The sequence below is a fragment of the [Pantoea] beijingensis genome, from assembly GCF_022647505.1.
Taxonomy (GTDB): Bacteria; Pseudomonadota; Gammaproteobacteria; order Enterobacterales; family Enterobacteriaceae; genus Erwinia; species Erwinia beijingensis.
The window spans coordinates 2,664,793-2,688,649 of the sequence record NZ_CP071409.1 but is presented as its reverse complement, the minus strand read 5'-3'; the positions used below and the strand labels follow the sequence as shown (position 1 = coordinate 2,688,649).

Sequence of the window (23,857 nt, the reverse complement as noted above, 5' to 3'; positions counted from 1 at the left end):
ACATTGCTACTTTAACCATTGGTCCAAAGTCGAGTGGAAGAGATGTTCGCGAAGCGCTGCAGATTCTCCATACTTTGCTGATGGGCGAGCAGGCTTTCGGCTGCACAGATGTCTTCAAGCACGGTGACGTCGATGCCGCGCTCATGGGCTTCACGTACCGTACTTTCGATGGTCAGACAGGAACTAATACCGGCAATTAGCAGGTGTTGACGCTTGTGCTGGTGTAACCAGGCTAATAAATTGTTACCAGTAAAGGCACTCAGACCACGATGTTCAAAGACCTCATCATGCTGCTGTACATTCACATTTTCCAGCCAGTGGCTACCGGCTGAGCCAGCGCGGAGCGCACCGATTAATTTCATCTGTGTAAATAGCAGTGAATGCGCGGGCATCGCCTGATAATCGTCACCGAACTGTATCCTGCTCCAGATTACTGGAATTTTACGTACACGTGCATAGGCGGTAGCTGCGTTAACGCGCGTGACGATGTTACGTTCCACCACCTGTGAGTAGCAGGCGTTTGCGCGGCCTTTAATACCCGCGAGATCCTCAATTAAATTCACGATAACGAGCGCAGCAGTCATAGCTTCTCCAGAATAAAAACGGTCCATGATAATGATAAAAAATTGGCTGCGATCTGCTGTCCACAAGTGTTGCGGGATATGTATTCAGGAGGAAATTGGCCAGCGTCATGCTGGCCGAAAAAAGAGGGGTCAGGCGAGCGTTTCCTGATGATAACGATATATTTCGCCATCCGGGATAAAAGTGAGCCGGTGGGTAATGCATTGCGGCGCATCTTCCGCATGATGTGAGACAAACAGCAACTGCGTTTGCCCTTCACCGATCAGCACATCGACAAAGCGACGTACCAGTAAACGATTGATCGGATCCAGCCCCTGTAAAGGTTCATCAAGGATGAGTAATGCCGGATGTTTGACCAGTGCCCGGGCAATCAGCACCAGCCGTTGTTGCCCCCATGAAAGACTATGAAAAGGCGAGTCTGCCATGACATTATTCATGCCAAGCAGCGCCAGCCACTGGCTGGCCAGCGCTTGCTGGCGGTCAGATACCGCCTGATAGATACCAATTGAATCGAAAAACCCGGAGATAATGACATTACGCACGCTGGTGCTGACGCGATAGTCGAGATGCAGGCTGCTGCTGACATAGCCAATATGCTGTTTAATATCCCAAATGGTTTCGCCACTGCCGCGGCGAATACCAAAAAGCGTTAAATCGTTGCTGTATCCCTGAGGTTGATCGCCGGTAACCAGGCTCAGCAGCGTCGATTTTCCCGCACCGTTTGGTCCCACAATTTGCCAGTGCTGGCGCGGTTTTACTTCCCAGCTCAGGTTGTGCAGGATAGGGCGGTCGTTATAAGAGACGACACCATTTTTTAACACAATGAGTGAATTATCCGGGACTAATGGCGGTTTTGCGCTCGCGTTATCGGCTTCCGGTAACGCCATGCCTGCCAGACGTTCGCTATGTGCCAACTGCGCGACCAATGCTTCGGCCAAAATGGCGGCCCGCTCGCCAACGTGGGTTAGCGTGCATTCTGCCAGTACACCCACTTTTTCCACAAAATCAGGAATATCATCAAAACGGTTAAGTACCAGTACCAGCGTAATACCCTGTTGATGCAGTTCGCCCAGAACCGCAGCAAGATTAGCGCGTGATTCGACATCCAGGCCGTCAAAAGGCTCATCGAGGATTAACAGGTCTGGCTGTGCCATCAAGGCCTGGCATAACAGAGTTTTGCGCGTTTCCCCGGTGGAAAGGTATTTAAAGCGGCGCTGCAGCAACGAGGTGATACCAAACTGCATGGCCAACTGCTGGCAGCGGGCGCTGTCCTTGACGTCATCCTGAATAATTTCGGCGGTGGTACGTCCGGTATCCTCTTCTCCCGGGCTGAGCATATCGGTATTGTTCCGCTGCCACTCTTCGGAAACTAACGTTTGCAATTGCTCCAGAGACAGGCGCGTCGGTTTAAGAAAATCGCAGCGTCGGCTACCTTGTAACTGCCTCAATTCGCCGGATAGGGCTCGTGCCAGTGAGGATTTACCACTGCCGTTTGCGCCAACAAACGCCCAGCTTTCGCCTTGGGTCAGGGTAAGATCGTTGAGGGTTAATATTCGGGTATCACTAAGATGAAACGTGCCTTGCGAAATTTGCAATACAGCCATTTTACATTCCATTTTATGCATCGTAAGGGATGATTTAAACGGCTGCGTCGCGCAAAGTCAAACGGGGAGCGTGGTTTCAGAGTAGCGTCGCGATGATGACCCGATCGGCATTAAAATGTGCTGTTACTGCCAAACCAGGCTGTAGTTTTTGCTGCTCTACCGTGACATTCGGGACTGTCGCGCATAATGTCTCGCCGCTGCCCAATGTGATTAAGACTTCGCTTTGCTGCTCGCCGCTTTCAATATGTTTAACCGTACCCGCTAACTGATTGTCGGCGCTGGACGGCTGGGTTGAGACATCAATCCACGGCGCTTTGATTAAGATCAGCACTTCTTTACCCGGGGAGAGCTGCAGGCGATTGGCGCTCTGTTCCGTCAGCGCGGCTTTAAGACAGGTTTCGCCATCAGCCAATAGCACTTCGACATGCTGCTGCACCTGCAAATGCGTACGATGCGTGATGGTGCCGAATAATTGGTTGCGCGCGCTGGTTTGCAGTGAAAAACGCGATATAGCGGCGAGCAGACTGTCCAGTGGCAGGCGATCGTCCTGCAATACATCAAAGGCTTTTTGTTGGATTTGCTCCAGCAGCTGAAACAGCTGAATCAGCCGCTCGCCATATAATGTGACCTGCGCGCCACCGCCGCCTTTACCGCCCGTTGCGCGTTCAACCAGGGTGCGGTCGGCTAGCTGATTCATGTCATTAATGGCATCCCAGGCGCTTTTATAGCTGACCCCGGCCAGCTTTGCACCCTGACTGATCGAACCGGTATGCTGAATTTGCTTCAGAAGCGCAATGCGACGCGGGTCGGCAAACAGCTTCTGCTGCAGTTTGATAATCAGTGAAATGTCGGCCTGCATGGTTCTTCCCTGCGGTTAATGATTGGAAGAGTGTAAAGCACAGGCACGAATTGTTGTAGGGGCGAGAAGGAATTCGCCCCGGAAATACAGCGTTTACTCTTCCAGCAGCCACCATGCAGCTTCATAGGGCTTGAGCGTGTTGGCATTCATGGACTGATAGATGTTGCCGTAATTGCTGTACAGCAATTTCCAGCGGGATTTTTCTCCTGGCAAGTCCTGCTCCAGCGCCAGTGGTGTTGCCGATAAATTGGCGATAACCAGCAGTTTTGAACCCTGCCATTCACGCTGATAGCACCATAGCTGCGGATGAGAGGGGGCCAGATCCTGGTAATCTCCCCACGTGATCACCGGTAAGTTTTTACGCAGGGCGATCAGATGCTGGTAGGTGTGCAATACCGAATGTGGATCGGCCTGCGCCTGTTCAACATTGATGAATTGCGCGTTGTCAGCAAGTCCAATCCAACTGTCGCCGTCGGTAAATCCTGCGTTGCGAGTGCGATTCCACTGCATCGGCGTACGACCATTATCACGGGATTTTTGCTGCAAAATCGCCAGCAGTTTGTCGGACGCAACGCCTTGCGAGCTCAGCGTTTGGTACATATTCAGGCTTTCAACATCACGGTATTGGCTGATCTCGGTAAAATGCGGGTTGGTCATACCAATCTCTTCACCCTGATAGATATAGGGTGTGCCCTGCATGCCGTGTAGCACCATCGCCAGCATTTTTGCGGAAACCGTACGGTGTTCGTCTTCGTTACCCAGACGCGATACGATGCGTGGCTGATCGTGATTACACCAGAATAGCGCGTTCCAGGCGTAACCGTGCATACCTTGCTGCCATTCTGAGAACAGACGTTTAAGCATCAACAGATCGGGTTTGGCCTGTGTCCATTTCACGCCGCCAGGATAGTCAATTTTCAGATGGTGGAAGTTGAAGGTCATCGACAGTTCTTGCCCGTCAAGCCGGGCGTAACGGCGACAATGTTCAAGCTGAGTAGAGGACATTTCGCCAACCGTCATTAAACCGCGTGGCTGAAAAACATCACGGCTCATCTCATGCAGGAATTGATGAATATTGGGGCCATCGGTATAGAAACGCCGACCATCCCCCTGGTGATCGTCAGGGAAATCAGGATGCTTTGACACCAGATTAATCACGTCCAGACGCAGGCCATCAACGCCTTTATCGGCCCAAAAGTGACACACTTTTTTCAGTTCATCCCGAACGGCAGGGTTTTCCCAGTTAAGATCGGCCTGTTCAGGGGCAAAGGAGTGCAAATAATACTGCCCACTGGCCTCATGCCATTGCCATGCCGAGCCACCAAATTTGGATTGCCAGTTGTTCGGGGGACCATTTTCCACGCCATCACGCCAGATATAATAATCGCGCAATGGGCTCTGCGGATCACAGGCCTCTTTGAACCAGGCATGTTCAGTGGAGGTATGATTAAATACCATATCCATTACGATGCGAATATTGCGCTGGTGGGCTGCCCCGACTAGCCGTTCAAAGTCCTCCATGCTGCCAAAGGTGGTATCAATAGCGCAGTAATCGGCGACGTCATAACCATTATCGACCTGAGGCGAAACATAAACCGGTGTCAGCCAAATCGCATCAACGCCCAGCCACTGAAGATAATCAAGCCGCTGCGTAATGCCGTTAATATCGCCGATACCGTTGCCACTGCTGTCCTGAAAACTGCGCGGATAAATTTGATAAATGACGCCGTTTTGCCACCAGGGCGTGAGTGTGCTGTTCATGATAAAAAACTTCCTGTTGTCGTGAAGCGGACCAAACACACACGGTGGCGGGTCCGCCGGATAAAATAATAATCACATCGCGGGTAAGGCATTCATGCGCGTTTTGCGTTTGTAAACTGCAATGGTGAGTACCAGTGGCACCACAATCGCAACCATCATGGCGATGCTGTAGATTTTCCAGTATTGCGGCTGAATGGAGAGGATCCCAGGCAGGCCACCCACGCCAATTCCATTAGCCAGAACGCCGAAGCTCCCGCAAATCAGACCAGCACAAGCAGACCCAACCATGGCGCACAGCATGGGGAAGCGATATTTCATATTGATACCGTACATGGCGGGTTCGGTAACGCCGAGATAGGCGGAAATAGCCGCGGGGACCGATATCTCACGTTCATTCTCTTTACGGCTGATCAAAATAATGGCCAGTACCGCTGAGGCCTGAGCGATGTTGGAAAGTGCGATGATCGGCCATACCGGTGTGCCGCCGAGGTTTTGAATCAGCTGCAGATCGATAGCCAGCGTGGTTTGATGTACGCCAGTGATCACCAGCGGCGCATAGAGAAAACCAAACAGCGCCGAGCCAATGGGGGCAAAGCTGCCGGTCATTAACGATTTGACCGCCCAGGCGACACCGTCACCGACCATGCGGCCGAGCGGTCCGATAATGGTATGCGCCAGAAACACTGCCAGCAGCAACGAAACAACCGGTACCACAACCATGTACAAATAAGCGGGTACCCAACGTTTAAGGCGTAATTCTATGAACGCCAGCATCATCCCGGCGAGCAGGGACGGAATGACCTGCGCCTGGTATCCTACTTTTTCAACGGTAAACAGGCCGAAGTTCCATACGTCAGGGACCTGTTGACCAATGAGATAGGCATTCATCAACTGAGGAGACACCAGCGTCACGCCGAGTACAATCCCCAGGGCAGGTGTCCCGCCCATTTTCTTCACCGTCGACCAGCAAATTCCCACGGGTAGATAGAAGAAAATTGCTTCGCCAATCAGCCATAAGAAATCATAGATTGTTTGCCAGAATGGATGGCCCTTGGTTAATGGCTGATCGCCAAATAACGGCACATCGCCGATAACGTTGCGGAATCCGAGGATTAAACCGCCGCTAATTAGCACCGGTAGCAGCGGAAAAAAGATTTCGGCAAAGTGTGAAATAAGAATTTCGTGCCAGCTCATATTCTGGCGGGCAGCGCGCTTGGCACTCTCTTTATCGCTGGAATTCAGCGCGGCACGCTGCAGCAGCAACTGATACCAATCATCAACATCGACGCCGATGACGACCTGGAACTGACCTGCGTTGGTAAAACAGCCTTTTACCATCGGTAATGCTTCAATCGCTTTAGGATCGGCCAGCGAGACGTCATTGAGTACAAAGCGTAAACGGGTAATACAGTGCGTGACAGCAGCAATATTGGCTTTACCGCCAACCAATGCGATCAGGCTATCAATATCCTGCGGATTCGATTTTTTCATTTTTTCCTGCCTGTAACCACGGAAAGATAAGAGGTGGAATGTTGTGTAGCGTGAAAATATCTGTTTATATGAATAATGATAAGTGGGAACGTTCCCATTTATGAAGTGGATCACATAAATTTCGGGATTATCGGCATAAATCATCATGCGGGCCACGAATAACACCAGAGGTGGTACACTAGATACATCCAGTGGTTTTATGGCAGTATTGCCCTCTATCAGGCTTATTTTTCAATAACATGGAATCTTCACAACCCCGTCTTACTATCAAAGATATTGCCCGTCTCAGCGGCGTGGGCAAGTCTACCGTCTCTCGCGTGCTCAATAATGAAGGGAAGGTGAGCCAGCAAACGCGCGAGCGTGTTGAAGCGGTGATCCGTGAATATGGTTTTATCCCGTCGAAATCTGCGCAGGCCATGCGTGGCCAAAGTGATAAAATTATTGGCGTCATTGTTTCCCGACTGGATTCGCCGTCCGAGAACCAAGCCGTCCGGGCGATCTTGCCGCTGTTGTATGAGCAAGGCTATGACTCGATCCTGATGGAAAGTCTGCTGAAAGTGGATCTGGTTGCTGAACATTTGCGTGTGCTGCATCAGCGCAATGTGGACGGTGTGATCCTTTTTGGTTTTACCGGACTGAGCAGCGAAATGCTGATTGAGTGGCGGAGTAAAATGGTGGTTATGGTGCGCGAATACGCCGGGCTATCGTCGGTCTGCTTCGATGATGCGGGGGCTGTGGCACTATTGATGGCGCGGCTAAAGCAGCAGGGGCACCAGCAAATCAGTTATATCGGTGTTTCTGAAAAGGATGAGACCACCGGGCGCATTCGCTATCAGGCTTATCTGGACGCCTGCCAGCAGCAAAATATTGTCCCGACATTTGCACTGGGCGATCTTAGCTATCAGAGCGGTTTTACGCTGGCGGCACAGGTGATAAAACCGGATACCAGCGCGGTAATCTGTGCTTCAGATACCATCGCACTAGGGGCGATAAAATATGTGCAACATAACCCGTGCGGATCGCTGAAAATTTGCAGCATAGGGCATACGCCACTGCTTAGCTTTCTGTTTCCGGATACGGTATCGGTTGATTTGGGATATGCCCATGCGGGTAAGGCTGCCGCGCAACAGCTGGTAGGTTTATTAAGTGGGCAGAATAACATCTGTCAATTAACGGTACCGAGTAAACTTGATTAAGTTGAAGAAATGTAAAACGCACAAAAGGTCAGTGCACTTTTTTTTGCTGTCGTTACAATGGCGTCTTTATACTGTTCTCATGAGGTATCCATGTTCGAATTATTAAAAAGTTTGGTATTCGCGATCATCATGGTTCCTGTGGTAATGGCGATTATTCTCGGCTTAATTTATGGACTGGGCGAAGTGTTTAACATTCTCTCTAAAGTAGGTCGTCGGGAAGAACAGCCTGCTAAAAAAAGCCACTGATCGCCCGCATTCCGGCCCGGCTAGCGCATCCCGATTTTCTGATAGTCGGTTGCGTCGGGCATCCATTCATTCCCCCGCTGTTACCCGGGCAGTTAAGTTTGTTATCCGCGCCTGCATTTTCCTGTGAACTCTACGAAATTTCCCACCAATAAAGCGCATGACACGTCGAAAATAGTCGTTATATTATTACGTACATAACGTAACCTGGAGATTGCCATGTCCGTCATCTGGAACCGCTGTTTTATCGGTGCAGCTTTAACCTTATCCATTACAGGTCATGCCGTTGCTGCGGAAAATATTACTGTTTTTGCCGCGGCATCGTTAACTAACGCACTTACTGATATCGCGACACAGTATGAAAAAGGGAAAGAGGTTAAAATTGTTTCCTCTTTTGCTTCCTCATCAACGCTGGCACGGCAGATAGAGCAGGGCGCGCCCGCCGATCTGTTTATCTCCGCCGATCAGCAGTGGATGGATTATGCCATCGACAAAAAAACCATGGATGAAAAGAGCCGATTTACTTTATTGGGTAACGATCTGGTGCTGGTGGCCCCGACGTCGGTGAAGCCTCAGCCGGTCAGTATCAGTAAAGCGACCGACTGGAAAAGCCTAATGAAAGGGCAGCGGCTGGCCGTTGGCGACCCCGATCATGTTCCGGCGGGTATTTATGCGAAAGAAGCCTTACAAAACCTTGGTGCATGGGATACGCTCTCACCGCTGATGGCGCGCTCAAATAGCGTTCGTGCGGCGCTGGCGCTGGTTGAACGTGATGAAACACCGTATGGCATCGTGTATGGCTCGGACGCGGTAGCCAGCAATAAAGTGACGGTGGTGGGATCCTTCCCTGAATCGAGCCATAAGCCGGTTGAATATCCGATGGCCGTGGTGAAAGAGCACAATTCACCCAGCGTCGAGGCTTTTTACAACTATCTGAAAGGGCCGGAAGCGGCGGCAGTATTTAAACGTTACGGATTTACACCACGGACATGATGCTGAGCGATCTCGAATGGCAGGCCCTTGAACTGAGCCTGAAAGTTTCCACGGTTGCCGTGATATGCAGCTTGCCATTTGGGATCCTTATAGCCTGGATTCTGGTCCGCTGTAACTTTCCCGGCAAGTCCTTATTGGACAGCGTGATTCATCTACCGCTGGTGCTGCCGCCGGTGGTGGTGGGTTATTTGTTGTTGATCGCCCTTGGCCGACGTGGGGTAGTGGGTGAATGGCTATATAACTGGTTTGGTTTTAGCTTCGCGTTTAGCTGGCGAGGCGCAGCTCTGGCAGCGGCGGTCGTGGCATTCCCTCTGACGGTCCGCGCCATCCGATTAGCGCTTGAAGCCGTTGATACCCGTCTGGAACAGGCGGCGCGAACGCTCGGTGCTGGCCGTTTACGGGTTTTTTTCACGATTACCTTACCGCTCACTTTGCCTGGTATTATCGTCGGTACGGTGCTCGGCTTCGCGCGTTCGCTGGGTGAGTTTGGCGCAACTATCACGTTTGTTTCTAATATCCCTGGCGAAACCCGTACCATCCCGCTGGCAATGTATACGCTGATTGAAACACCTGGTGCGGAAAATGCGGCGGCAAGACTGTGTGTGATCGCCATCATCCTTGCACTGGTCTCATTGTTGATATCCGAATGGTTAGCCAGAGCAGGCCGCAAGCGGTTGAGGGGCTGAACATGCTGGAGCTTGATTTCAGTCAGCAATTAGGCGACCACCTGCTTTCGGTGAATGCGAAACTGCCCGCCAGCGGTATTACCGCCATTTTTGGTGTTTCTGGTGCCGGTAAAACCTCCTTAATTAACGCGATTGGGGGCTTAACACGTCCGCAGCAGGGGAGTATCCGCCTGAATAATCGCGTGCTGAGCGATACGCAAAAGCGAATTTTTCTCCCGCCAGAAAAGCGGCGGATAGGCTATGTTTTTCAGGATGCTCGTCTGTTTCCGCACTATCGTGTACGTGGCAATTTGCAGTACGGAATGGCGAAGCACATGAAGCCGCAGTTTGATGATTTAGTGGCCTTGCTGGGGATTGAACCGCTGCTTAATCGCTTGCCCTGGTCGCTTTCCGGTGGTGAAAAGCAGCGGGTGGCCATTGGGCGTGCACTCCTGACCGCACCCGAAATCCTGTTACTTGATGAACCTCTGGCTTCGCTGGATATTCCGCGTAAACGTGAACTGTTGCCCTATTTGCAAAAGCTGGCGCAGCAGATTGAAGTGCCAATGCTTTATGTGTCCCACAGTCTGGATGAAATTCTGCACCTTGCCGATCACGTTTTGGTGCTGGATAAGGGAAACGTTAAGGCATTTGGCCCATTGGAGAAGGTGTGGGCCAGCAGCGCGATGCGTCCGTGGCTACCGCGTGCGGAGCAGAGTAGCGTGTTATCGGTACAGATACTGGAGCAGCATCCTCATTATGCAATGACGGCGCTGGCGCTGGGCGATCGACATTTGTGGGTTAGCCGTATTGATGCACCGCCGAAAACAACGCTGCGTATTCGCATCAATGCGGCCGATGTTTCTCTGGTTCTGCAACCGCCAGCTCAAAGTAGTATTCGTAACGTGCTGCCTGCGCAAGTTGTCGAACTGCTTGAGATCGATGAGCAGATTGAAGTTAAACTGCAAATCGGTCAACGCGAGCTTTGGGCAAGGATTACGCCCTGGGCCCGCGATGAACTGGCGATCGAGCCAGGTATGTGGCTTTATGCGCAGATAAAAAGCGTTTCTATCACGTCCTGATTACAGAATTTCCCGATAAATGGTTTCCGCAATTCCGGGCTCAAGGTTGGTGCCAATAACGCGATCGGCCCGCGCTTTGATGGCGTCATCCGCGTTGCCCATCGCAATGCCTAAGCCCGCCGCTTCCAGCATGCTGAGATCGTTATAATTATCGCCAAAGGCTAACACATCGCTCATCTGAAAACCGGCGTGTTCTACCCACTGAGCCAGGCGTTTACCTTTGCTGTTACCCTGTTGAGCAATATCGACCTGATCTTGCCATGACCACTCGCAAGCTAAGCCCAGCTCCGCTTCAACTTTCTCTGCAAAGTCTTGCAGGGCACGCGTATCAGGGTGCGAAAGCGCAAACTTCCAGATTGACTCCGCCTGCTGTGCCGCCTCGCTCAGGCTGTCGACGTGCAAAAAGGTTGGACGCTGATGTTCAGGCAGCGATTGTGCCCAGTTTATTGTGCGCGTAACGTGCCCTGTGGGGGTTTGATAAAGCATGGCGTTATCAACATAGAGCAAGCCATGAATCGCCTGTTCATCCAGCATCTGGATCACACGCTGCGCCTGGGATTTTCTGAGTGGATCGGATGCCAGTACCTTTTTTGCATGGTAATCATACAAATAAGTACCATTACAGCAAATTGCAGGTGTATCCAGCGCGAGGGCCTGATAAAAAGGATGTATAGCAACATGATGACGGCCGGTGACGATCAGGACCTTAACACCCGCTTTACGTGCCTGGGCTAGCGCATCGAGTGATGCGGGGAGAATGGTTTTTTGCGGTGTTAGCAGCGTGCCATCAAGGTCGAGGGCAATGATGCGGTAGCTCATGAATCCGTCCGATTGTCATGGTTTACAAAAAGTGGCCATCATCCTTCAGACGGGGAACCGGAAATCCAGTGGCATCTCACGACGCGTATTGAGGGACTCACCGGTGGGTCGCCAGAATGAGACAGAGATGACAGATATTACACGCAAAGTGATGAAAGTTGCAGTTCTGCGGTGACGGAGTGCATCTTATGCTAAAGGTCCGGAACCGTAATGTGCATAAGCTGACACTATCAATGCAACATAAGCCCCAGTCGGTAGAGTAGAGATCTACCAAATGCGCCGGAAAGCGGAGCAAAATCAATCTGACGAGCGAGAGTAAACAAGCTACGCTTTGTTCTGGCTCGTATTATCAGGGTTCGCATAAAGGAGAATTCATGAAACAAGTTGTCTACACCGCCAGCCCGGAAAGCCAACAGATCCACGTCTGGCGATTAAATGATGAAGGAAGTCTCAAGCTGTTACAGGTTGTTGACGTCGCGGGCCAGGTGCAGCCGATGGTAGTGAATCCTACTCAAGGTTTCCTCTACGTTGGTGCCCGTCCTGACTTCCGTGTTATCGCGTTTCGCATTGCTGAAGACGGTACGCTAAGCGAAGCTGGCCATGCACCACTGCCCGGTAGCCCAACGTATATATCCACCGATTGTGAGGGACGCTTCCTGTTTTGCGGATCCTATAATGACGCCTGTGTCAGTATCAGTCCAATCGGCGATGATGGTATCCCACTGGCGCCCACGCAGGTGATTAACGGTCTTGATGGCTGCCATTCGGCCAGCATCGATCTCGCTAACCAGAAACTGTTTGTGCCTGCGCTTAAGCAGGATCGTATTTGCCTGTATAACGTGAGCCGCGAGGGCCAACTGACGCCTGACCCACAGACGCAAGTCACCACAGTAAAAGGCGCGGGACCGCGCCATATGGTGTTCCATCCGAACCAGCAGTATGCTTATTGTGTGAATGAATTAGACAGTACCGTTGATGTCTGGCAACTAAAAGATGCGCACGGTGTTGTTTCACGGGTACAAAGTGTGGATATGATGCCCGCTGGTTTTAGCGATACGCGCTGGGCGGCAGATATTCATCTGACACCGGATGGCCGTCATCTGTACGCCTGCGATCGTACCGCCAGTCTGATAACGATATTCAGCGTGAGTGACGATGGCGCGCTGCTGACCCTTGAAGGGCATCAGCCAACGGAAACGCAGCCGCGTGGGTTTAATATTGATAACAGTGGGCAGTTTTTGGTGGCAGCAGGACAGAAATCCCACCATATCGAAGTCTATCGGATTGCAGGCGAAGCGGGTTTACTGACGCCGCTCGCGCGTTACGCGGTCGGGCAGGGGCCAATGTGGGTGGTAATCCACGCGCTCTAAAGATCCCGCCATATCTGCAGCAAACCGCTCAAAGGGCGATCGCTCGCCCTTTGAGCGCTGTTTCGATGAAACCGTTAGCTATAGGTAACGGTAATCGACGCGTTAGCGAGGCTGTGGAAATGCACATTAAACCCAACCATTGCACCGCTAGCCCCTTCATCGACCTCAATGTTGTCTACATCTAAAGCATGTACGGTAAAAATATACCGGTGTGTCTCACCCTGCGGTGGAGCAGCGCCGCCATAGCCGCCTTGTCCAAAATCAGTTCGCGTCTGGATAGCCTCTTCCGGTAAGTCGGCCAGACCCGAACCCGCGCCCTGCGGGAGTTCGTTCACCGAGGCGGGAATATTGGCGACCACCCAGTGCCACCAGCCTGAACCTGTTGGGGCATCGGGGTCGTAGCAGGTGATGACGAAACTTTTGGTGCCAGCCGGTGCATCACGCCATGCCAGCTGTGGAGAAATATTATCGCCCTGATAGCCCATGCCATTAAAAACGTGGCGTTCAGGCATTTTTTCCCCGTCGTTAAAATCCTGACTAAAAACGTGCATGATGTCTCCTGTTGATAGCTATAACTTGAGCAATTTAAGCAGTTCTTGTGCAGCAGCGGCTGAAGACGCGGGGTTCTGTCCGGTCACTAAATGCCCATCGGTCAGTGAGTAAACTTCCCAATCGTCAGTGTGCTCAAAGAGAGCGCCCAACTGCGTTAATTCGTCTTCGACCAGAAAAGGTACCACATCCGTTAATCCTACGGCGTGCTCTTCGTGGTTGGTAAAACCAGTAACACGTTTTCCAGTAACAAGAGCCGAACCATCAGGTTTTTTAGCATGACGCAATACGCCAGGACCGTGGCACACCGCGGCGACGGGCTTGCCATTGGCATACAAATTTTCGATCAGCGTAATACTGTATTTGTCCTCGGCTAAATCCCATAAAGGGCCATGGCCGCCAGGATAAAATACTGCGTCATATTTACTGCTATCAATTGTGTCAAGGCGCAGCGTATTGGCCAGTGCCTGTTGCGCCACAGAGTCCCGATGGAAGCGTTGCGTATCAATGGTCTGCGCATTGGGTTCATCACTCACCGGATCGATCGGCGGCAGGCCGCCTTTTGGCGATGCCAGTACGACATTGATCCCGGCATCGTTGAATATGTACCAGGGGGCGACAAACTCCTCCAGCCAGAAGCCTGTTTTTTTACCGGTGTTACCCAAGGCGTCATGGGAGGTCAACACCATTAGCACTTTCATTATTAACTCCCGGGATTATCTGCCGCTACGCGGATAATGACCTTGCCAAAGTTTTTACCGTCCAGCATGCCAATAAAAGTTTCCGGTGCGTTATCCAGTCCGTCTATGACATCTTCACGGAATACAAAGCGGTCTTCCGCTATCCACTGGCTCATCTGACGGAAAAACTCTTCAAAGCGGTGGGCGTAATCCTGCACGATGATAAAGCCCTGTACATGTAATCGCTTGCGTAAGATGGTGCTTTGGAAAAGCGGCAGACGATTCTCATGAGACAATAGACCGGTGCTGTTATAATCGGCAATAAGCCCGCAAATCGGAATGCGGCCTTTGGTGTTCATCAGTGGCAATACCGCGTCAAAGACTTTACCGCCTACGTTCTCAAAGTAGACATCTATGCCATCAGGACAGTAGCGCGTTAATTTTTCTGCCAGATCGCCCTGATGGTGATCGAGGCAGGTATCAAATCCCAGCACTTCTTCAGCATAGCGGCATTTCTCCGCGCTTCCGGCAATGCCAACCACATGGCAGCCCTTCAGTTTGGCAATCTGCCCGACCACTGAACCTACTGCACCTGTGGCTGCGGCAACCACTACCGTTTCACCCGCTTGTGGTTTACCGATGTCCAGCAGCCCCATATAAGCGGTAAAACCGGTCATGCCCAGAATACCGAGCGCCCAGGAAGGGTGTTTGAGTACCGGCCCACTCAGCTTAAACAGATCGTTTCCTTTTGAAATCGCGTAGTCCTGCCAGCCACTCTGGCTAACAACCCAATCACCCGGGGCGTAATCAGGATGCGAGGAGCGCTCCACTATCGCCACCGTACCCGCCCCCATCACCTCATTGAGCGCAACGGGTGGAACATAGGAGGGCGCGTCACTCATGCGTCCTCGCATGTAAGGATCAAGTGACAGCCAGATGGTGCGCAGTAGAACCTCCCCGCTAGTGGGCGAAGGAACGTGTTGATGTTCGAGGCGGAAATTATCTTCAGTCGGAGCGCCGTGTGGGCGTGATGCCAGCACCACACGGCGGTTGGTATCTTGTTGCTGTGACATGATCGGCTCCTGTACAAACGTTGTGATAAAAGCGTAGTGCATCACAGGGACGATCGCCTGTCGGTAAGGCCATTACGAGGATTGAAAAAGCCGAGGGTGCTCCAATGCGTCACGAATGGTATCCGTTAGCTGCTGCAATTCTCGTGGAGTAATGATGTACGGCGGCATCAGATAAATGAGTTTGCCGAACGGTCGGATCCATACGCCATTTTCAACAAAATAGTGCTGAATCGCTGCCATATTGACTGCCCGGTGACATTCAATGACGCCAATTGCCCCCAGTACGCGCGCATCGGCGACGGCCGCATGTGCCCGTAAGGGGAGAAGCGCGGCGCGTAATTGTTGTTCAATGGCGGAAACCTGCTGTTGCCAGTTACCCTCTTCCAGTATTGTCAGGCTTTCTGTTGCCACCGCACAGGCGAGAGGATTCCCCATAAAGGTTGGCCCGTGCATAAAACAGCCTGCGGCACCGTTGCTGATCGTGTCTGCCACGGCACGCGTCGTCAAGGTTGCCGACAGCGTCATGGTGCCGCCGGTTAATGCTTTCCCTACGCATAAAATATCCGGAGCGATCCCGGCGTGTTCACAGGCAAAAAGTTTGCCTGTTCGACCGAAACCGGTGGCAATTTCATCCGCAATCAACAATACATCATAGCGGTCGCAGAGCTCACGCACGCGCTGCAAATAATGTGGATGATAAAAACGCATCCCGCCCGCGCCCTGTACCACCGGTTCGAGAATCACTGCCGCCAATGATAAATGGTGTTCTGCGATCAATCGTTCAAAGTCGTCGGCGTCGTTTTCGTCCCACTCTTCGCCGAAACGACATTGCGGTGCTGCGGCAAAGTGGTGGGAGGGCAGATAGCCCTGGTACAGGCTGTGCATTGAATTCGTCGGGTCGCACACTGACATGGCTGCAAACGTATCACCGTGATAGCCACGGCGCAGCGTTAAAAACTGCTGCCGTTTTTCACCGCGAGCCTGCCAGTATTGCAGTGCCATTTTCATGGAGACTTCGACAGCAACCGAACCCGAGTCGGCCAGAAAAACGCATTCCAGTTTTTCCGCGGTCATCGCAATCAGCTTACGGCAGAGCGAGACCGCAGCAGGATGAGTAATCCCTCCAAACATCACGTGTGACATCTGTTCTATTTGTGCGTGCATTGCCTGATTCAGGCGCGGATGGTTGTAACCATGTATTGCCGCCCACCATGAGGACATTCCATCGATCAGTTTGCGTCCGTCATCCAATTGCAGCTGTGTACCCTGCGCGCTGACAATGGGGTAGCAGGGCAGCGGGTCGGTCATTGAAGTATAAGGATGCCAGATATGGTTACGGTCAAAAGTCAGGTCAGATGGCGTCATAGCGGTGCTTGTAAACCAAATTAAAAAGATTTAGTTTACGAGTATAACCAGGCAATGATTAAAAACGACAGACTTTTTGGAGCAAGCAATGGCAAACCGTTGGACAGTCGCACAGGCACAGGCCCTGTTTGATAAGCCTTTTCTCGAACTGATGTTTGAAGCACAGCAGGTGCATCGCCAGCACTTTGATCCACGGCAGGTGCAAGTTAGCACGCTGTTATCCATTAAAACAGGCGCGTGTCCGGAAGACTGTAAATATTGTCCACAAAGCGCACGTTACAAAACCGGGCTGGAGTCCGAACGTCTGATGGAAGTGGAAGAGGTCTTAGCTTCTGCGCGCAAGGCCAAGGCCGCGGGTTCCAGCCGTTTTTGTATGGGCGCGGCCTGGAAAAATCCGCACGATCGCGATTTACCCTACCTGGAGCAGATGGTCAAAGGCGTAAAAGCGATGGGTATGGAAACCTGCATGACGCTGGGTACGCTGGATGAAAGCCAGGCCACTCGCCTTGCCGATGCCGGGCTCGATTTCTATAACCATAACCTTGATACCTCGCCGGAGTTCTACGGCAGCATCATCACGACCCGCAGCTACCAGGAACGTCTGGATACATTAGGCAAAGTCCGCGATGCCGGGATCAAAGTGTGCTCTGGCGGTATTGTTGGATTGGGTGAAACGGTAACCGACCGTGCCGGGCTGCTGGTCCAACTGGCGAACCTGCCAACGCCGCCCGAAAGCGTTCCAATCAACATGTTAGTTAAAGTAAAAGGCACGCCGCTGGCAGAAAACGATGATGTCGATCCTTTCGATTTTATACGTACCATCGCTGTGGCACGCATCATGATGCCATCATCTCACGTTCGTCTTTCTGCCGGGCGCGAGCAAATGAGTGAACAAACTCAGGCCATGTGTTTTATGGCGGGAGCGAACTCTATTTTCTATGGCTGTAAATTGCTGACCACGCCAAACCCTGAAGAAGATACCGACCTGCAACTGTTCCGTAAACTTGGATTGAATCCGGAACACACGACTACTGCCGCAGGAGATAATGAGCAGCAGCAGGTGCTGGCTGGACAACTGCTCAATGCTGATACTGACAAGTACTACAACGCGGCGCTGTAAATGAGCTGGCAACAACGTATTGATGCGGCACTGGACCTGCGTCAGCAGCAGGGACAACTGAGAAAACGCATCGTCAACCAATACAGCGACGCGCGTGAAATTGAAGTAAGCGGCCGGCGCTATCGCAACTTTTCCAGTAATGATTACCTGGGGCTCAGCCACCATCCTCAGGTGATCCGCGCCTGGCAACAGGGCGCGGAACGTTACGGTGTTGGTTCCGGGGGATCGGGCCATGTGACAGGTTATCGTGATGTGCATGCGCAGCTTGAAGCTCGCCTCGCAGACTGGCTGGGTTATTCACGCGCGCTGCTCTTTATCTCCGGTTTTGCCGCTAATCAGGCGGTTGTTGCCGCATTATCGCAACGTGACGATCGTATCGTTGCAGATAAGCTTTCACACGCATCACTGTTAGAGGCCGCACTCCACTGCCCGGCACAACTGCGCCGCTTCACGCACAATCACCCGCAGAGCTTGAAAAACCTGTTATCTCAAGCAGTATCAGGAGAGACGCTGGTGGTGACGGAGGGGATATTTAGCATGGATGGAGATCGCGCGCCGTTGGTAGCATTGCATCAGATTTCCGCCGCCGCCGGAGGCTGGCTGATGGTGGATGACGCACACGGTATCGGGGTGATAGGTGAGGAAGGACGTGGTAGTTGCTGGCAGCAGCAGATCAAACCTGAGTTACTGGTCGTGACGTTTGGTAAGGCATTTGGCGTTAGCGGTGCCGCGGTGCTATGTAACGAGGAAACTGCCGATTATTTGTTGCAGTGTGCTCGTCATCTTATCTACAGCACTGCCATGCCGCCAGCCCAAGCCTGCGCGCTACAGGCCGCGTTAACTGAGATTCAGCAAGGCGATTATTTACGGCAGCAACTGGCTGCGAACATTGCTCGGTTTCGCTACGGCGCGCGGCATTTGTCTTTTACGCTGGGGGATTCAGAAACGGCTATACAGCCGCTGATCGTCGGTGACAACGTGCGGGCGCTGGACCTGGCCGATCGTTTACGCCAGGCGGGCTGTTGGGTAAGTGCAATACGTCCACCGACGGTACCACCGGATACAGCACGGCTGCGGATTACGTTAACTGCCCGGCACAGCGAGCAGGATATTGATGCATTACTGGAGACGCTGTATGCCGCAGAAAGTCAATAAAGCCGCCGTCGCGCGGGCATTTGGACGGGCCGCGCAGACCTATAACCACCATGCGAATTTACAGCGGCGCTGTGGTGACCATCTGATGTCGCTGGTATCGCTTGCTGGCGAACAGACGATACTGGATGCGGGATGTGGTACCGGCTGGTTCAGCCAGCGCTGGACTGAACAGGGGCACGATGTCACTGCGCTGGATATTTCAGCTGAAATGTTAATGCAGGCACAGACTCGACACGTGGCCAACTGCTATCTGTTGGGGGATATTGATGCGCTGCCGCTGCCGGATAATAGCGTTGATCTCTGCTGGAGCAACCTGGCGATACAGTGGTGTGACGATCTGCAGCACGCACTGAATGAGCTGTGTCGCGTGACGCGTTCGGGCGGCAAGGTACTCTTTTCAACACTGTCGGCACACTCGTTGCAGGAAGTGAGCGATGCCTGGCTTCAGGTGGATGGCAATCCTCACGTCAATTCGTTTCTCAGCATGGCACAGATTACCGATGCCTGCGCTGATAAGCAGGTAAAGCTGACCCAGCAGACGCTCACGCTGCACTATCCCGATGTGCTGTCGGCGATGCGGGCGTTAAAAGGCATTGGTGCGACGCACTTACACCAGGGGCGTGGTCGTGGATTGATGACGCGCTGGCGTCTACAGCAGCTGGAAAAAGCCTGGTCACGCGATGAGCATGGCTACCGGCTAAGTTACCATTTAGTCTTTGGAGTGATTTCATTGTGATAATGCGCTGTTTTGTAACAGGGACTGATACTGAAGTGGGAAAAACCGTTGCCAGTAGCGCGCTATTGCAGGCCGCGGCTAAAGCCGGTTATCGCACGGCAGGGTATAAGCCAGTGGCTTCAGGATGTGAGATAACGCCTGACGGGTTACGGAATGAGGATGCATTGGCGTTGCAGCGTTACAGCTCGGTTACCTTACGTTATGAAGAAGTAAACCCGCTGGCATTTGCGGAGCCGACGGCTCCCCACATCGTTAGTGCTGAGGAGCAGCGTCCGATTAACCTGAGCGACCTCTCTGCCGGGCTGGCGGCAATCAGTGACAAAGCTGAATGGGTATTGACTGAAGGCGCTGGCGGTTGGTTCACGCCGTTGTCTGAAGAGGCGACCTTTGCGGATTGGGTGCAGCATGAACATTTACCGGTCATTTTGGTCGTGGGCGTAAAACTGGGATGTATCAACCACGCGATGCTGACCGCGCAAGCCATCGCCACAGCGGGGTTGCCGCTGATAGGCTGGATTGCCAACGGCATACAGCCCGCAGGCAAGCGTCATCAGGCCTATCTGAGCACGCTCAGGCAGCGTATTAACGCGCCGTTTTTAGGTGAAATCCCACATTTAACTGACGCGCAGTCATTTGCGCAGGTGGGGGACTATATCCATCTTCCTGACACCATGCTGCCCGCTATTAACCGATAATTAGCTGCCGGGCGGGATGGTTCACCGCCCGTATGTTATCTATACCGTCAGCCACATATTCACCATACTTTCATCCAGCAGGGCCACTTTTCCCTGGGCCACATTGCGCCCTCGGTGCAGCAGTAAAAAGTAATCCGCTACCCGCCGTATAAATGAAAGCCGCTGCTCCAGTAGCAGAATCGTCATACCAAAATCGTGGTTGAGCCGATGAATCAAATTGCCCATTTCCTCCTCCAGCCAGGGGGCCATTCCCTCCGTGGGTTCATCAAGGATCAATAGCTTTGGTTGGAGCACCAACGCACGGGCCAGCGCCAGCTGCTGTTGCTGATCGATCGGCAGCTCGCCACTGCGTTGATGTCGCAGCGAATAAAGGGCAGGGAACAGTTCATAGACCATTGATGGAATGGCGGGATGTTTTTCGCTTTGCCCTGCAAGTAGAGCAATCAGTAAATTGTCCTCCACGCTAAGCTGGGAAAAAATCTGGCGGCCTTGGGGGACATAACCAATGCCAAAACGCGCCCGCTTTTCCATCGGTTGTAGCAACAGATTCTCCGGTGGTAAGCCATTCTCTTGCCACGTCATACTGCCGCTATTGATAGGTAAGTTTCCCATAATACAATTGACCAGCGTGGTCTTACCCATTCCACGGCGGCCCAGCACGCCGGTACAGGTGCCGGGAGGCAGATCCAAATCCACATTCCATAAAATATGGTTCTGACCATAAAACTGATTAACCGAACGTAAACGTAGCATCTGATACTCTCCTTCAGACAATTTTGATATCCCCGTTATCACAGGCAGCAGGTCAGTGCAGTGCATGCGCGGGGTACTTTACGGTGCCAGCTTCGGGAACTAACACGCAGAGCGACATCCTGCCGCTCGAATGATTTCGGATAACGAACTCGCCTGCTTTCGCATTGCGCTATATGAACAACGCCCATGAATTCCCCGATATAGCCGCCAGGCTGCGTACGTAACGCCGGGGCACACTGAAAGCGTAAAATGGCTATTCTATTGGGTTGCAATTAGCAGGCCAGAATCGATTTCAGGTTGTTGATACATCACAACTGCCGTCAGTACCGGGGTTTTTCTGATTACATTGGTCAGAAATGTTAAACAATCACCCGAGGTATAATTTATGCGCACATCAATGGTGCTCAATAACTTGCCGTTATGGTGCAAATGACCTGTTTAATGGCGGTTAGCGAATACCTGAGCGCTTTGAGCGAGGGAACAAGGGGCCGAGAGCGGGATATAAGTTATGCATTGCTTTGCTAATTTGGCGATAAGGTAAGCGTAAAAAAAGCGAAAAAAAAATATTTCACCCGGCAGAAGCTACGCAGCGACGATTTATACACACCAGTCTTTTCGGGCGCTGAAATCAGTTATCCACTATTCCTGTGGATAACCTTGTGCATTAGATAATGACAACATGTCGCAAGCGAGTAAGGACGCGGCTTTAGCTTGAAGTGGCGCTAAACTCATCTCACGGGTGATGGTGATAAAAATCAAATGGTTAGTTAAAATCAAGCATCGCGTTTTTCAGCTTTTTACTGCCACCGCTTTTGCAGTAAAACTATTGACAAACGTTAAAGCTTAAAAAGCCTCTGGGGATAACCTGAAACCGATTTATTCAGGCTTTTGCCCTGGATTAATGCAGCCTGCAAAATAACTGGCATTATATCCAGTGTGTTTTACTGGAAAATTCGTGGAGGGGGAGTAGAATTACATGCCAGTCCGCGCGTTTCTTCATCAGGTAGCCCATTAATGAGCAAAGTCTTTAAACTTAACTCTGCATTTAAACCGTCAGGCGATCAGCCCGAGGCGATTCGACGTCTTGAAGTAGGGCTGGAAGATGGTCTTGCCCATCAAACGCTGCTGGGGGTTACAGGTTCAGGCAAAACATTCACCGTGGCGAATGTGATCGCCGATCTGAATCGCCCAACGATGGTGTTGGCACCGAACAAAACGTTAGCGGCCCAGCTCTATGGGGAGATGAAGGAATTTTTTCCGGATAATGCAGTTGAGTATTTTGTCTCTTACTACGATTACTACCAGCCGGAAGCCTACGTCCCGAGTTCAGACACTTTTATTGAAAAGGATGCATCGGTCAACGAGCATATCGAGCAGATGCGCCTGTCAGCGACCAAGGCGCTGCTGGAGCGGCGGGATGTGGTGGTGGTGGCGTCAGTGTCCGCCATTTATGGTTTGGGTGATCCCGATCTTTATCTGAAAATGATGCTGCACTTAACGCGCGGTATGATTATCGATCAGCGCTCAATTCTTCGCCGTCTGACCGAATTGCAATATGCACGTAACGATCAGGCTTTTCAGCGTGGTACTTTCCGTGTGCGCGGTGAGGTAATTGATATTTTTCCGGCCGAATCTGACGAAATTGCCCTGCGCGTGGAGCTGTTCGATGAAGAGGTTGAGCGCTTGTCTCTTTTCGATCCGCTAACAGGACAGGTCCAGGAAGTCGTCCAGCGCTATACCATCTATCCAAAAACTCACTATGTGACGCCGCGCGAACGTATTTTGCAGGCAATGGAAGATATCAAGATTGAGTTGGCGGATCGCCGCAACGTGCTGCTCAATAATAATAAACTGCTGGAAGAGCAACGTTTGACGCAGCGGACGCAGTTTGATCTGGAGATGATGAACGAACTCGGCTACTGCTCAGGTATTGAAAACTATTCACGCTATCTCTCCGGACGCGGGCCCGGGGAGGCGCCACCCACGTTGTTTGATTATCTCCCTGCTGATGGCCTGCTGGTGGTGGATGAGTCGCACGTGACTATCCCGCAAATTGGCGGCATGTATCGTGGCGACCGGGCACGCAAAGAGACACTGGTCGAATATGGTTTTCGGCTGCCTTCCGCGTTAGATAACCGCCCGATGAAGTTTGAAGAATTTGAAGCGCTGGCCCCGCAAACCATCTATGTTTCGGCGACACCGGGCAATTACGAGTTGGAGAAATCAGGCGACGATATTATTGACCAGGTGGTTCGTCCTACAGGCCTGCTCGATCCGATCGTTGAGGTTCGGCCGGTTGGGACACAGGTTGACGATCTGCTGTCAGAAATCCGTAAGCGCGTAGCGATTAACGAGCGTGTGTTGGTCACGACGTTAACCAAACGCATGGCGGAAGATTTGACCGAGTATCTGGAAGAGCATGGTGAACGGGTGCGCTACTTGCACTCCGACATTGATACCGTTGAGCGGGTTGAGATTATTCGTGATTTGCGCCTGGGTGAGTTTGATGTACTGGTGGGGATTAACCTTTTGCGTGAAGGTCTTGATATGCCTGAAGTATCGCTGGTAGCGATACTTGATGCAGATAAAGAAGGCTTTTTACGTTCTGAACGCTCGTTGATTCAGACTATCGGTCGTGCCGCACGTAACATTAATGGTAAAGCGATTCTTTACGGCGATAAGATCACAGCCTCAATGGCGAAGGCGATCGGTGAAACCGAACGTCGCCGCGAGAAGCAGGAGCAGTACAATAAAGAGAATGGGATTACACCGCAGGGCCTGAATAAAAAGATTTCTGATATTCTGCAAATAGGGCAGGGGACGGGCAAAACCAACAAAACCCGCGGACGTGGTAAGGCAACCCAGGCAGCAGAGAGCGATGCAAATTACCTGGCACTCACGCCGCAGGCACTGCAGAAGAAAATCCACGAACTGGAAGCGCAGATGCAGAAGCATGCACAGAATCTGGAGTTTGAAGAAGCCGCTGCGGTACGTGACCGTTTACACGAGGCGAGAGAACTGTTTATTGCAGCTTCATAGGTGCAAGAGCGGTTGTGAGTTGACGGC

The 23,857-nt window shown here is 52.0% G+C and carries 22 protein-coding genes; 11 read left to right on the top strand and 11 right to left on the bottom strand.

The features are described from left to right. Window positions 1–11: 11 nt before the first annotated feature. The 5 genes from J1C60_RS12145 to treB form a co-directional block, all read right to left on the bottom strand. The gene (locus tag J1C60_RS12145) at window positions 12–584 is read right to left on the bottom strand and encodes a cysteine hydrolase family protein (protein ID WP_128177945.1); all 573 of its coding nucleotides are present in this window, start codon (window positions 582–584) and stop codon (window positions 12–14) included. Window positions 585–713: 129 nt separating this feature from the next. Then, complete coding sequence (gene modF, locus J1C60_RS12140) at window positions 714–2,186, bottom strand: molybdate ABC transporter ATP-binding protein ModF (protein ID WP_128177944.1); 1,473 nt, start codon at window positions 2,184–2,186, stop codon at window positions 714–716. 76 nt (window positions 2,187–2,262) lie between these two features. Continuing rightward, window positions 2,263–3,045 carry a molybdenum-dependent transcriptional regulator gene (gene modE / locus J1C60_RS12135; protein ID WP_128177942.1) on the bottom strand — a complete coding sequence of 261 codons (783 nt, stop codon included), beginning with the start codon at window positions 3,043–3,045 and terminating at the stop codon, window positions 2,263–2,265. A 93-nt stretch (window positions 3,046–3,138) separates the two neighbouring features. Further along, window positions 3,139–4,806 (bottom strand): alpha,alpha-phosphotrehalase, encoded by a 1,668-nt coding sequence (gene treC / locus J1C60_RS12130; protein WP_128177940.1) that lies wholly within the window; start codon window positions 4,804–4,806, stop codon window positions 3,139–3,141. Between the two features lie 72 nt (window positions 4,807–4,878). Beyond that, a complete protein-coding gene (treB, locus tag J1C60_RS12125; RefSeq protein ID WP_128177938.1) occupies window positions 4,879–6,297 on the bottom strand; it encodes a PTS trehalose transporter subunit IIBC in 1,419 nt (472 codons plus the stop codon). Between the two features lie 239 nt (window positions 6,298–6,536). Here treB and treR point away from each other — a divergent pair, with 239 nt between their 5' ends. From treR to modC, 5 genes are all read left to right on the top strand, one after another. Continuing rightward, window positions 6,537–7,493, top strand: a complete 957-nt coding sequence (gene treR / locus J1C60_RS12120) for a trehalose operon repressor TreR (protein ID WP_128177936.1) — start codon at window positions 6,537–6,539, stop codon at window positions 7,491–7,493. A gap of 90 nt (window positions 7,494–7,583) precedes the next feature. Next, on the top strand, window positions 7,584–7,739 hold the full coding sequence (locus tag J1C60_RS12115) for an AcrZ family multidrug efflux pump-associated protein (RefSeq protein ID WP_128177934.1): 156 nt from the start codon (window positions 7,584–7,586) through the stop codon (window positions 7,737–7,739). Window positions 7,740–7,955: 216 nt separating this feature from the next. Next, entirely contained in the window at window positions 7,956–8,729 is a 774-nt protein-coding gene (gene modA, locus J1C60_RS12110; protein WP_128177932.1) for a molybdate ABC transporter substrate-binding protein, read from the top strand. Further along, entirely contained in the window at window positions 8,726–9,415 is a 690-nt protein-coding gene (gene modB / locus J1C60_RS12105) for a molybdate ABC transporter permease subunit (RefSeq protein ID WP_128177930.1), read from the top strand. The genes modA and modB overlap by 4 nt, the downstream gene beginning before the upstream one ends. Window positions 9,416–9,417: 2 nt before the next feature. Continuing rightward, window positions 9,418–10,476, top strand: coding sequence for a molybdenum ABC transporter ATP-binding protein ModC (gene modC / locus J1C60_RS12100; protein WP_128177928.1), 1,059 nt, complete (start codon window positions 9,418–9,420; stop codon window positions 10,474–10,476). Here modC and J1C60_RS12095 read toward each other — a convergent pair whose 3' ends face one another. Continuing rightward, window positions 10,477–11,295: a pyridoxal phosphatase gene (locus tag J1C60_RS12095; protein ID WP_128177926.1), complete on the bottom strand. Its 819-nt coding sequence runs from the start codon at window positions 11,293–11,295 to the stop codon at window positions 10,477–10,479. 374 nt (window positions 11,296–11,669) lie between these two features. Between J1C60_RS12095 and pgl the strand changes: the two genes are divergently transcribed. Then, on the top strand, window positions 11,670–12,665 hold the full coding sequence (gene pgl / locus J1C60_RS12090) for a 6-phosphogluconolactonase (RefSeq protein WP_128177924.1): 996 nt from the start codon (window positions 11,670–11,672) through the stop codon (window positions 12,663–12,665). A 74-nt stretch (window positions 12,666–12,739) separates the two neighbouring features. On the opposite strand, the gene J1C60_RS12085 is transcribed toward pgl, so the two are convergent. The 4 genes from J1C60_RS12085 to bioA all read right to left on the bottom strand — a co-directional run bounded on the left by J1C60_RS12085 (window position 12,740) and on the right by bioA (window position 16,332). Further along, window positions 12,740–13,216 (bottom strand): kinase inhibitor, encoded by a 477-nt coding sequence (locus tag J1C60_RS12085; RefSeq protein ID WP_128177922.1) that lies wholly within the window; start codon window positions 13,214–13,216, stop codon window positions 12,740–12,742. A gap of 18 nt (window positions 13,217–13,234) precedes the next feature. After that, window positions 13,235–13,915 carry a type 1 glutamine amidotransferase domain-containing protein gene (locus J1C60_RS12080; protein WP_128177920.1) on the bottom strand — a complete coding sequence of 227 codons (681 nt, stop codon included), beginning with the start codon at window positions 13,913–13,915 and terminating at the stop codon, window positions 13,235–13,237. 2 nt (window positions 13,916–13,917) lie between these two features. Then, complete coding sequence (locus J1C60_RS12075; protein ID WP_128177918.1) at window positions 13,918–14,967, bottom strand: NADP-dependent oxidoreductase; 1,050 nt, start codon at window positions 14,965–14,967, stop codon at window positions 13,918–13,920. A gap of 72 nt (window positions 14,968–15,039) precedes the next feature. Next, entirely contained in the window at window positions 15,040–16,332 is a 1,293-nt protein-coding gene (gene bioA / locus J1C60_RS12070; protein WP_128177916.1) for an adenosylmethionine--8-amino-7-oxononanoate transaminase, read from the bottom strand. Between the two features lie 88 nt (window positions 16,333–16,420). Here bioA and bioB point away from each other — a divergent pair, with 88 nt between their 5' ends. From bioB to bioD, 4 genes are read left to right on the top strand one after another with little or no spacing between them, the layout of a single operon-like run. Further along, a complete protein-coding gene (bioB, locus tag J1C60_RS12065; RefSeq protein WP_128177914.1) occupies window positions 16,421–17,452 on the top strand; it encodes a biotin synthase BioB in 1,032 nt (343 codons plus the stop codon). Further along, window positions 17,453–18,607: an 8-amino-7-oxononanoate synthase gene (gene bioF / locus J1C60_RS12060; protein ID WP_128177912.1), complete on the top strand. Its 1,155-nt coding sequence runs from the start codon at window positions 17,453–17,455 to the stop codon at window positions 18,605–18,607. Beyond that, the gene (gene bioC, locus J1C60_RS12055; RefSeq protein WP_128177910.1) at window positions 18,588–19,343 is read left to right on the top strand and encodes a malonyl-ACP O-methyltransferase BioC; all 756 of its coding nucleotides are present in this window, start codon (window positions 18,588–18,590) and stop codon (window positions 19,341–19,343) included. Before bioF ends, bioC begins: the two co-directional genes overlap by 20 nt. Further along, entirely contained in the window at window positions 19,340–20,038 is a 699-nt protein-coding gene (gene bioD, locus J1C60_RS12050; protein ID WP_182611414.1) for a dethiobiotin synthase, read from the top strand. The genes bioC and bioD overlap by 4 nt, the downstream gene beginning before the upstream one ends. Before the next feature lie 39 nt (window positions 20,039–20,077). Here the strand turns inward: bioD and J1C60_RS12045 are convergent, their stop codons facing one another. Continuing rightward, window positions 20,078–20,791, bottom strand: a complete 714-nt coding sequence (locus J1C60_RS12045; protein WP_128177908.1) for an ATP-binding cassette domain-containing protein — start codon at window positions 20,789–20,791, stop codon at window positions 20,078–20,080. A 1,014-nt stretch (window positions 20,792–21,805) separates the two neighbouring features. Between J1C60_RS12045 and uvrB the strand changes: the two genes are divergently transcribed. Then, window positions 21,806–23,830, top strand: a complete 2,025-nt coding sequence (uvrB, locus tag J1C60_RS12040; protein WP_128177906.1) for an excinuclease ABC subunit UvrB — start codon at window positions 21,806–21,808, stop codon at window positions 23,828–23,830. The last annotated feature ends 27 nt before the right edge of the window (window positions 23,831–23,857 follow it).

Bases quoted from the DNA above. Each gene is read 5' to 3' on its own strand.
- J1C60_RS12145 (WP_128177945.1), bottom strand. From the start codon at position 584: ATGACTGCTGCGCTCGTTATCGTGAATTTAATTGAGGATCTCGCGGGT.
- modF (WP_128177944.1), bottom strand. From the start codon at position 2,186: ATGGCTGTATTGCAAATTTCGCAAGGCACGTTTCATCTTAGTGATACC.
- modE (WP_128177942.1), bottom strand. From the start codon at position 3,045: ATGCAGGCCGACATTTCACTGATTATCAAACTGCAGCAGAAGCTGTTT.
- treC (WP_128177940.1), bottom strand. From the start codon at position 4,806: ATGAACAGCACACTCACGCCCTGGTGGCAAAACGGCGTCATTTATCAA.
- treB (WP_128177938.1), bottom strand. From the start codon at position 6,297: ATGAAAAAATCGAATCCGCAGGATATTGATAGCCTGATCGCATTGGTT.
- treR (WP_128177936.1), top strand. From the start codon at position 6,537: ATGGAATCTTCACAACCCCGTCTTACTATCAAAGATATTGCCCGTCTC.
- J1C60_RS12115 (WP_128177934.1), top strand. From the start codon at position 7,584: ATGTTCGAATTATTAAAAAGTTTGGTATTCGCGATCATCATGGTTCCT.
- modA (WP_128177932.1), top strand. From the start codon at position 7,956: ATGTCCGTCATCTGGAACCGCTGTTTTATCGGTGCAGCTTTAACCTTA.
- modB (WP_128177930.1), top strand. From the start codon at position 8,726: ATGATGCTGAGCGATCTCGAATGGCAGGCCCTTGAACTGAGCCTGAAA.
- modC (WP_128177928.1), top strand. From the start codon at position 9,418: ATGCTGGAGCTTGATTTCAGTCAGCAATTAGGCGACCACCTGCTTTCG.
- J1C60_RS12095 (WP_128177926.1), bottom strand. From the start codon at position 11,295: ATGAGCTACCGCATCATTGCCCTCGACCTTGATGGCACGCTGCTAACA.
- pgl (WP_128177924.1), top strand. From the start codon at position 11,670: ATGAAACAAGTTGTCTACACCGCCAGCCCGGAAAGCCAACAGATCCAC.
- J1C60_RS12085 (WP_128177922.1), bottom strand. From the start codon at position 13,216: ATGCACGTTTTTAGTCAGGATTTTAACGACGGGGAAAAAATGCCTGAA.
- J1C60_RS12080 (WP_128177920.1), bottom strand. From the start codon at position 13,915: ATGAAAGTGCTAATGGTGTTGACCTCCCATGACGCCTTGGGTAACACC.
- J1C60_RS12075 (WP_128177918.1), bottom strand. From the start codon at position 14,967: ATGTCACAGCAACAAGATACCAACCGCCGTGTGGTGCTGGCATCACGC.
- bioA (WP_128177916.1), bottom strand. From the start codon at position 16,332: ATGACGCCATCTGACCTGACTTTTGACCGTAACCATATCTGGCATCCT.
- bioB (WP_128177914.1), top strand. From the start codon at position 16,421: ATGGCAAACCGTTGGACAGTCGCACAGGCACAGGCCCTGTTTGATAAG.
- bioF (WP_128177912.1), top strand. From the start codon at position 17,453: ATGAGCTGGCAACAACGTATTGATGCGGCACTGGACCTGCGTCAGCAG.
- bioC (WP_128177910.1), top strand. From the start codon at position 18,588: ATGCCGCAGAAAGTCAATAAAGCCGCCGTCGCGCGGGCATTTGGACGG.
- J1C60_RS12045 (WP_128177908.1), bottom strand. From the start codon at position 20,791: ATGCTACGTTTACGTTCGGTTAATCAGTTTTATGGTCAGAACCATATT.
- uvrB (WP_128177906.1), top strand. From the start codon at position 21,806: ATGAGCAAAGTCTTTAAACTTAACTCTGCATTTAAACCGTCAGGCGAT.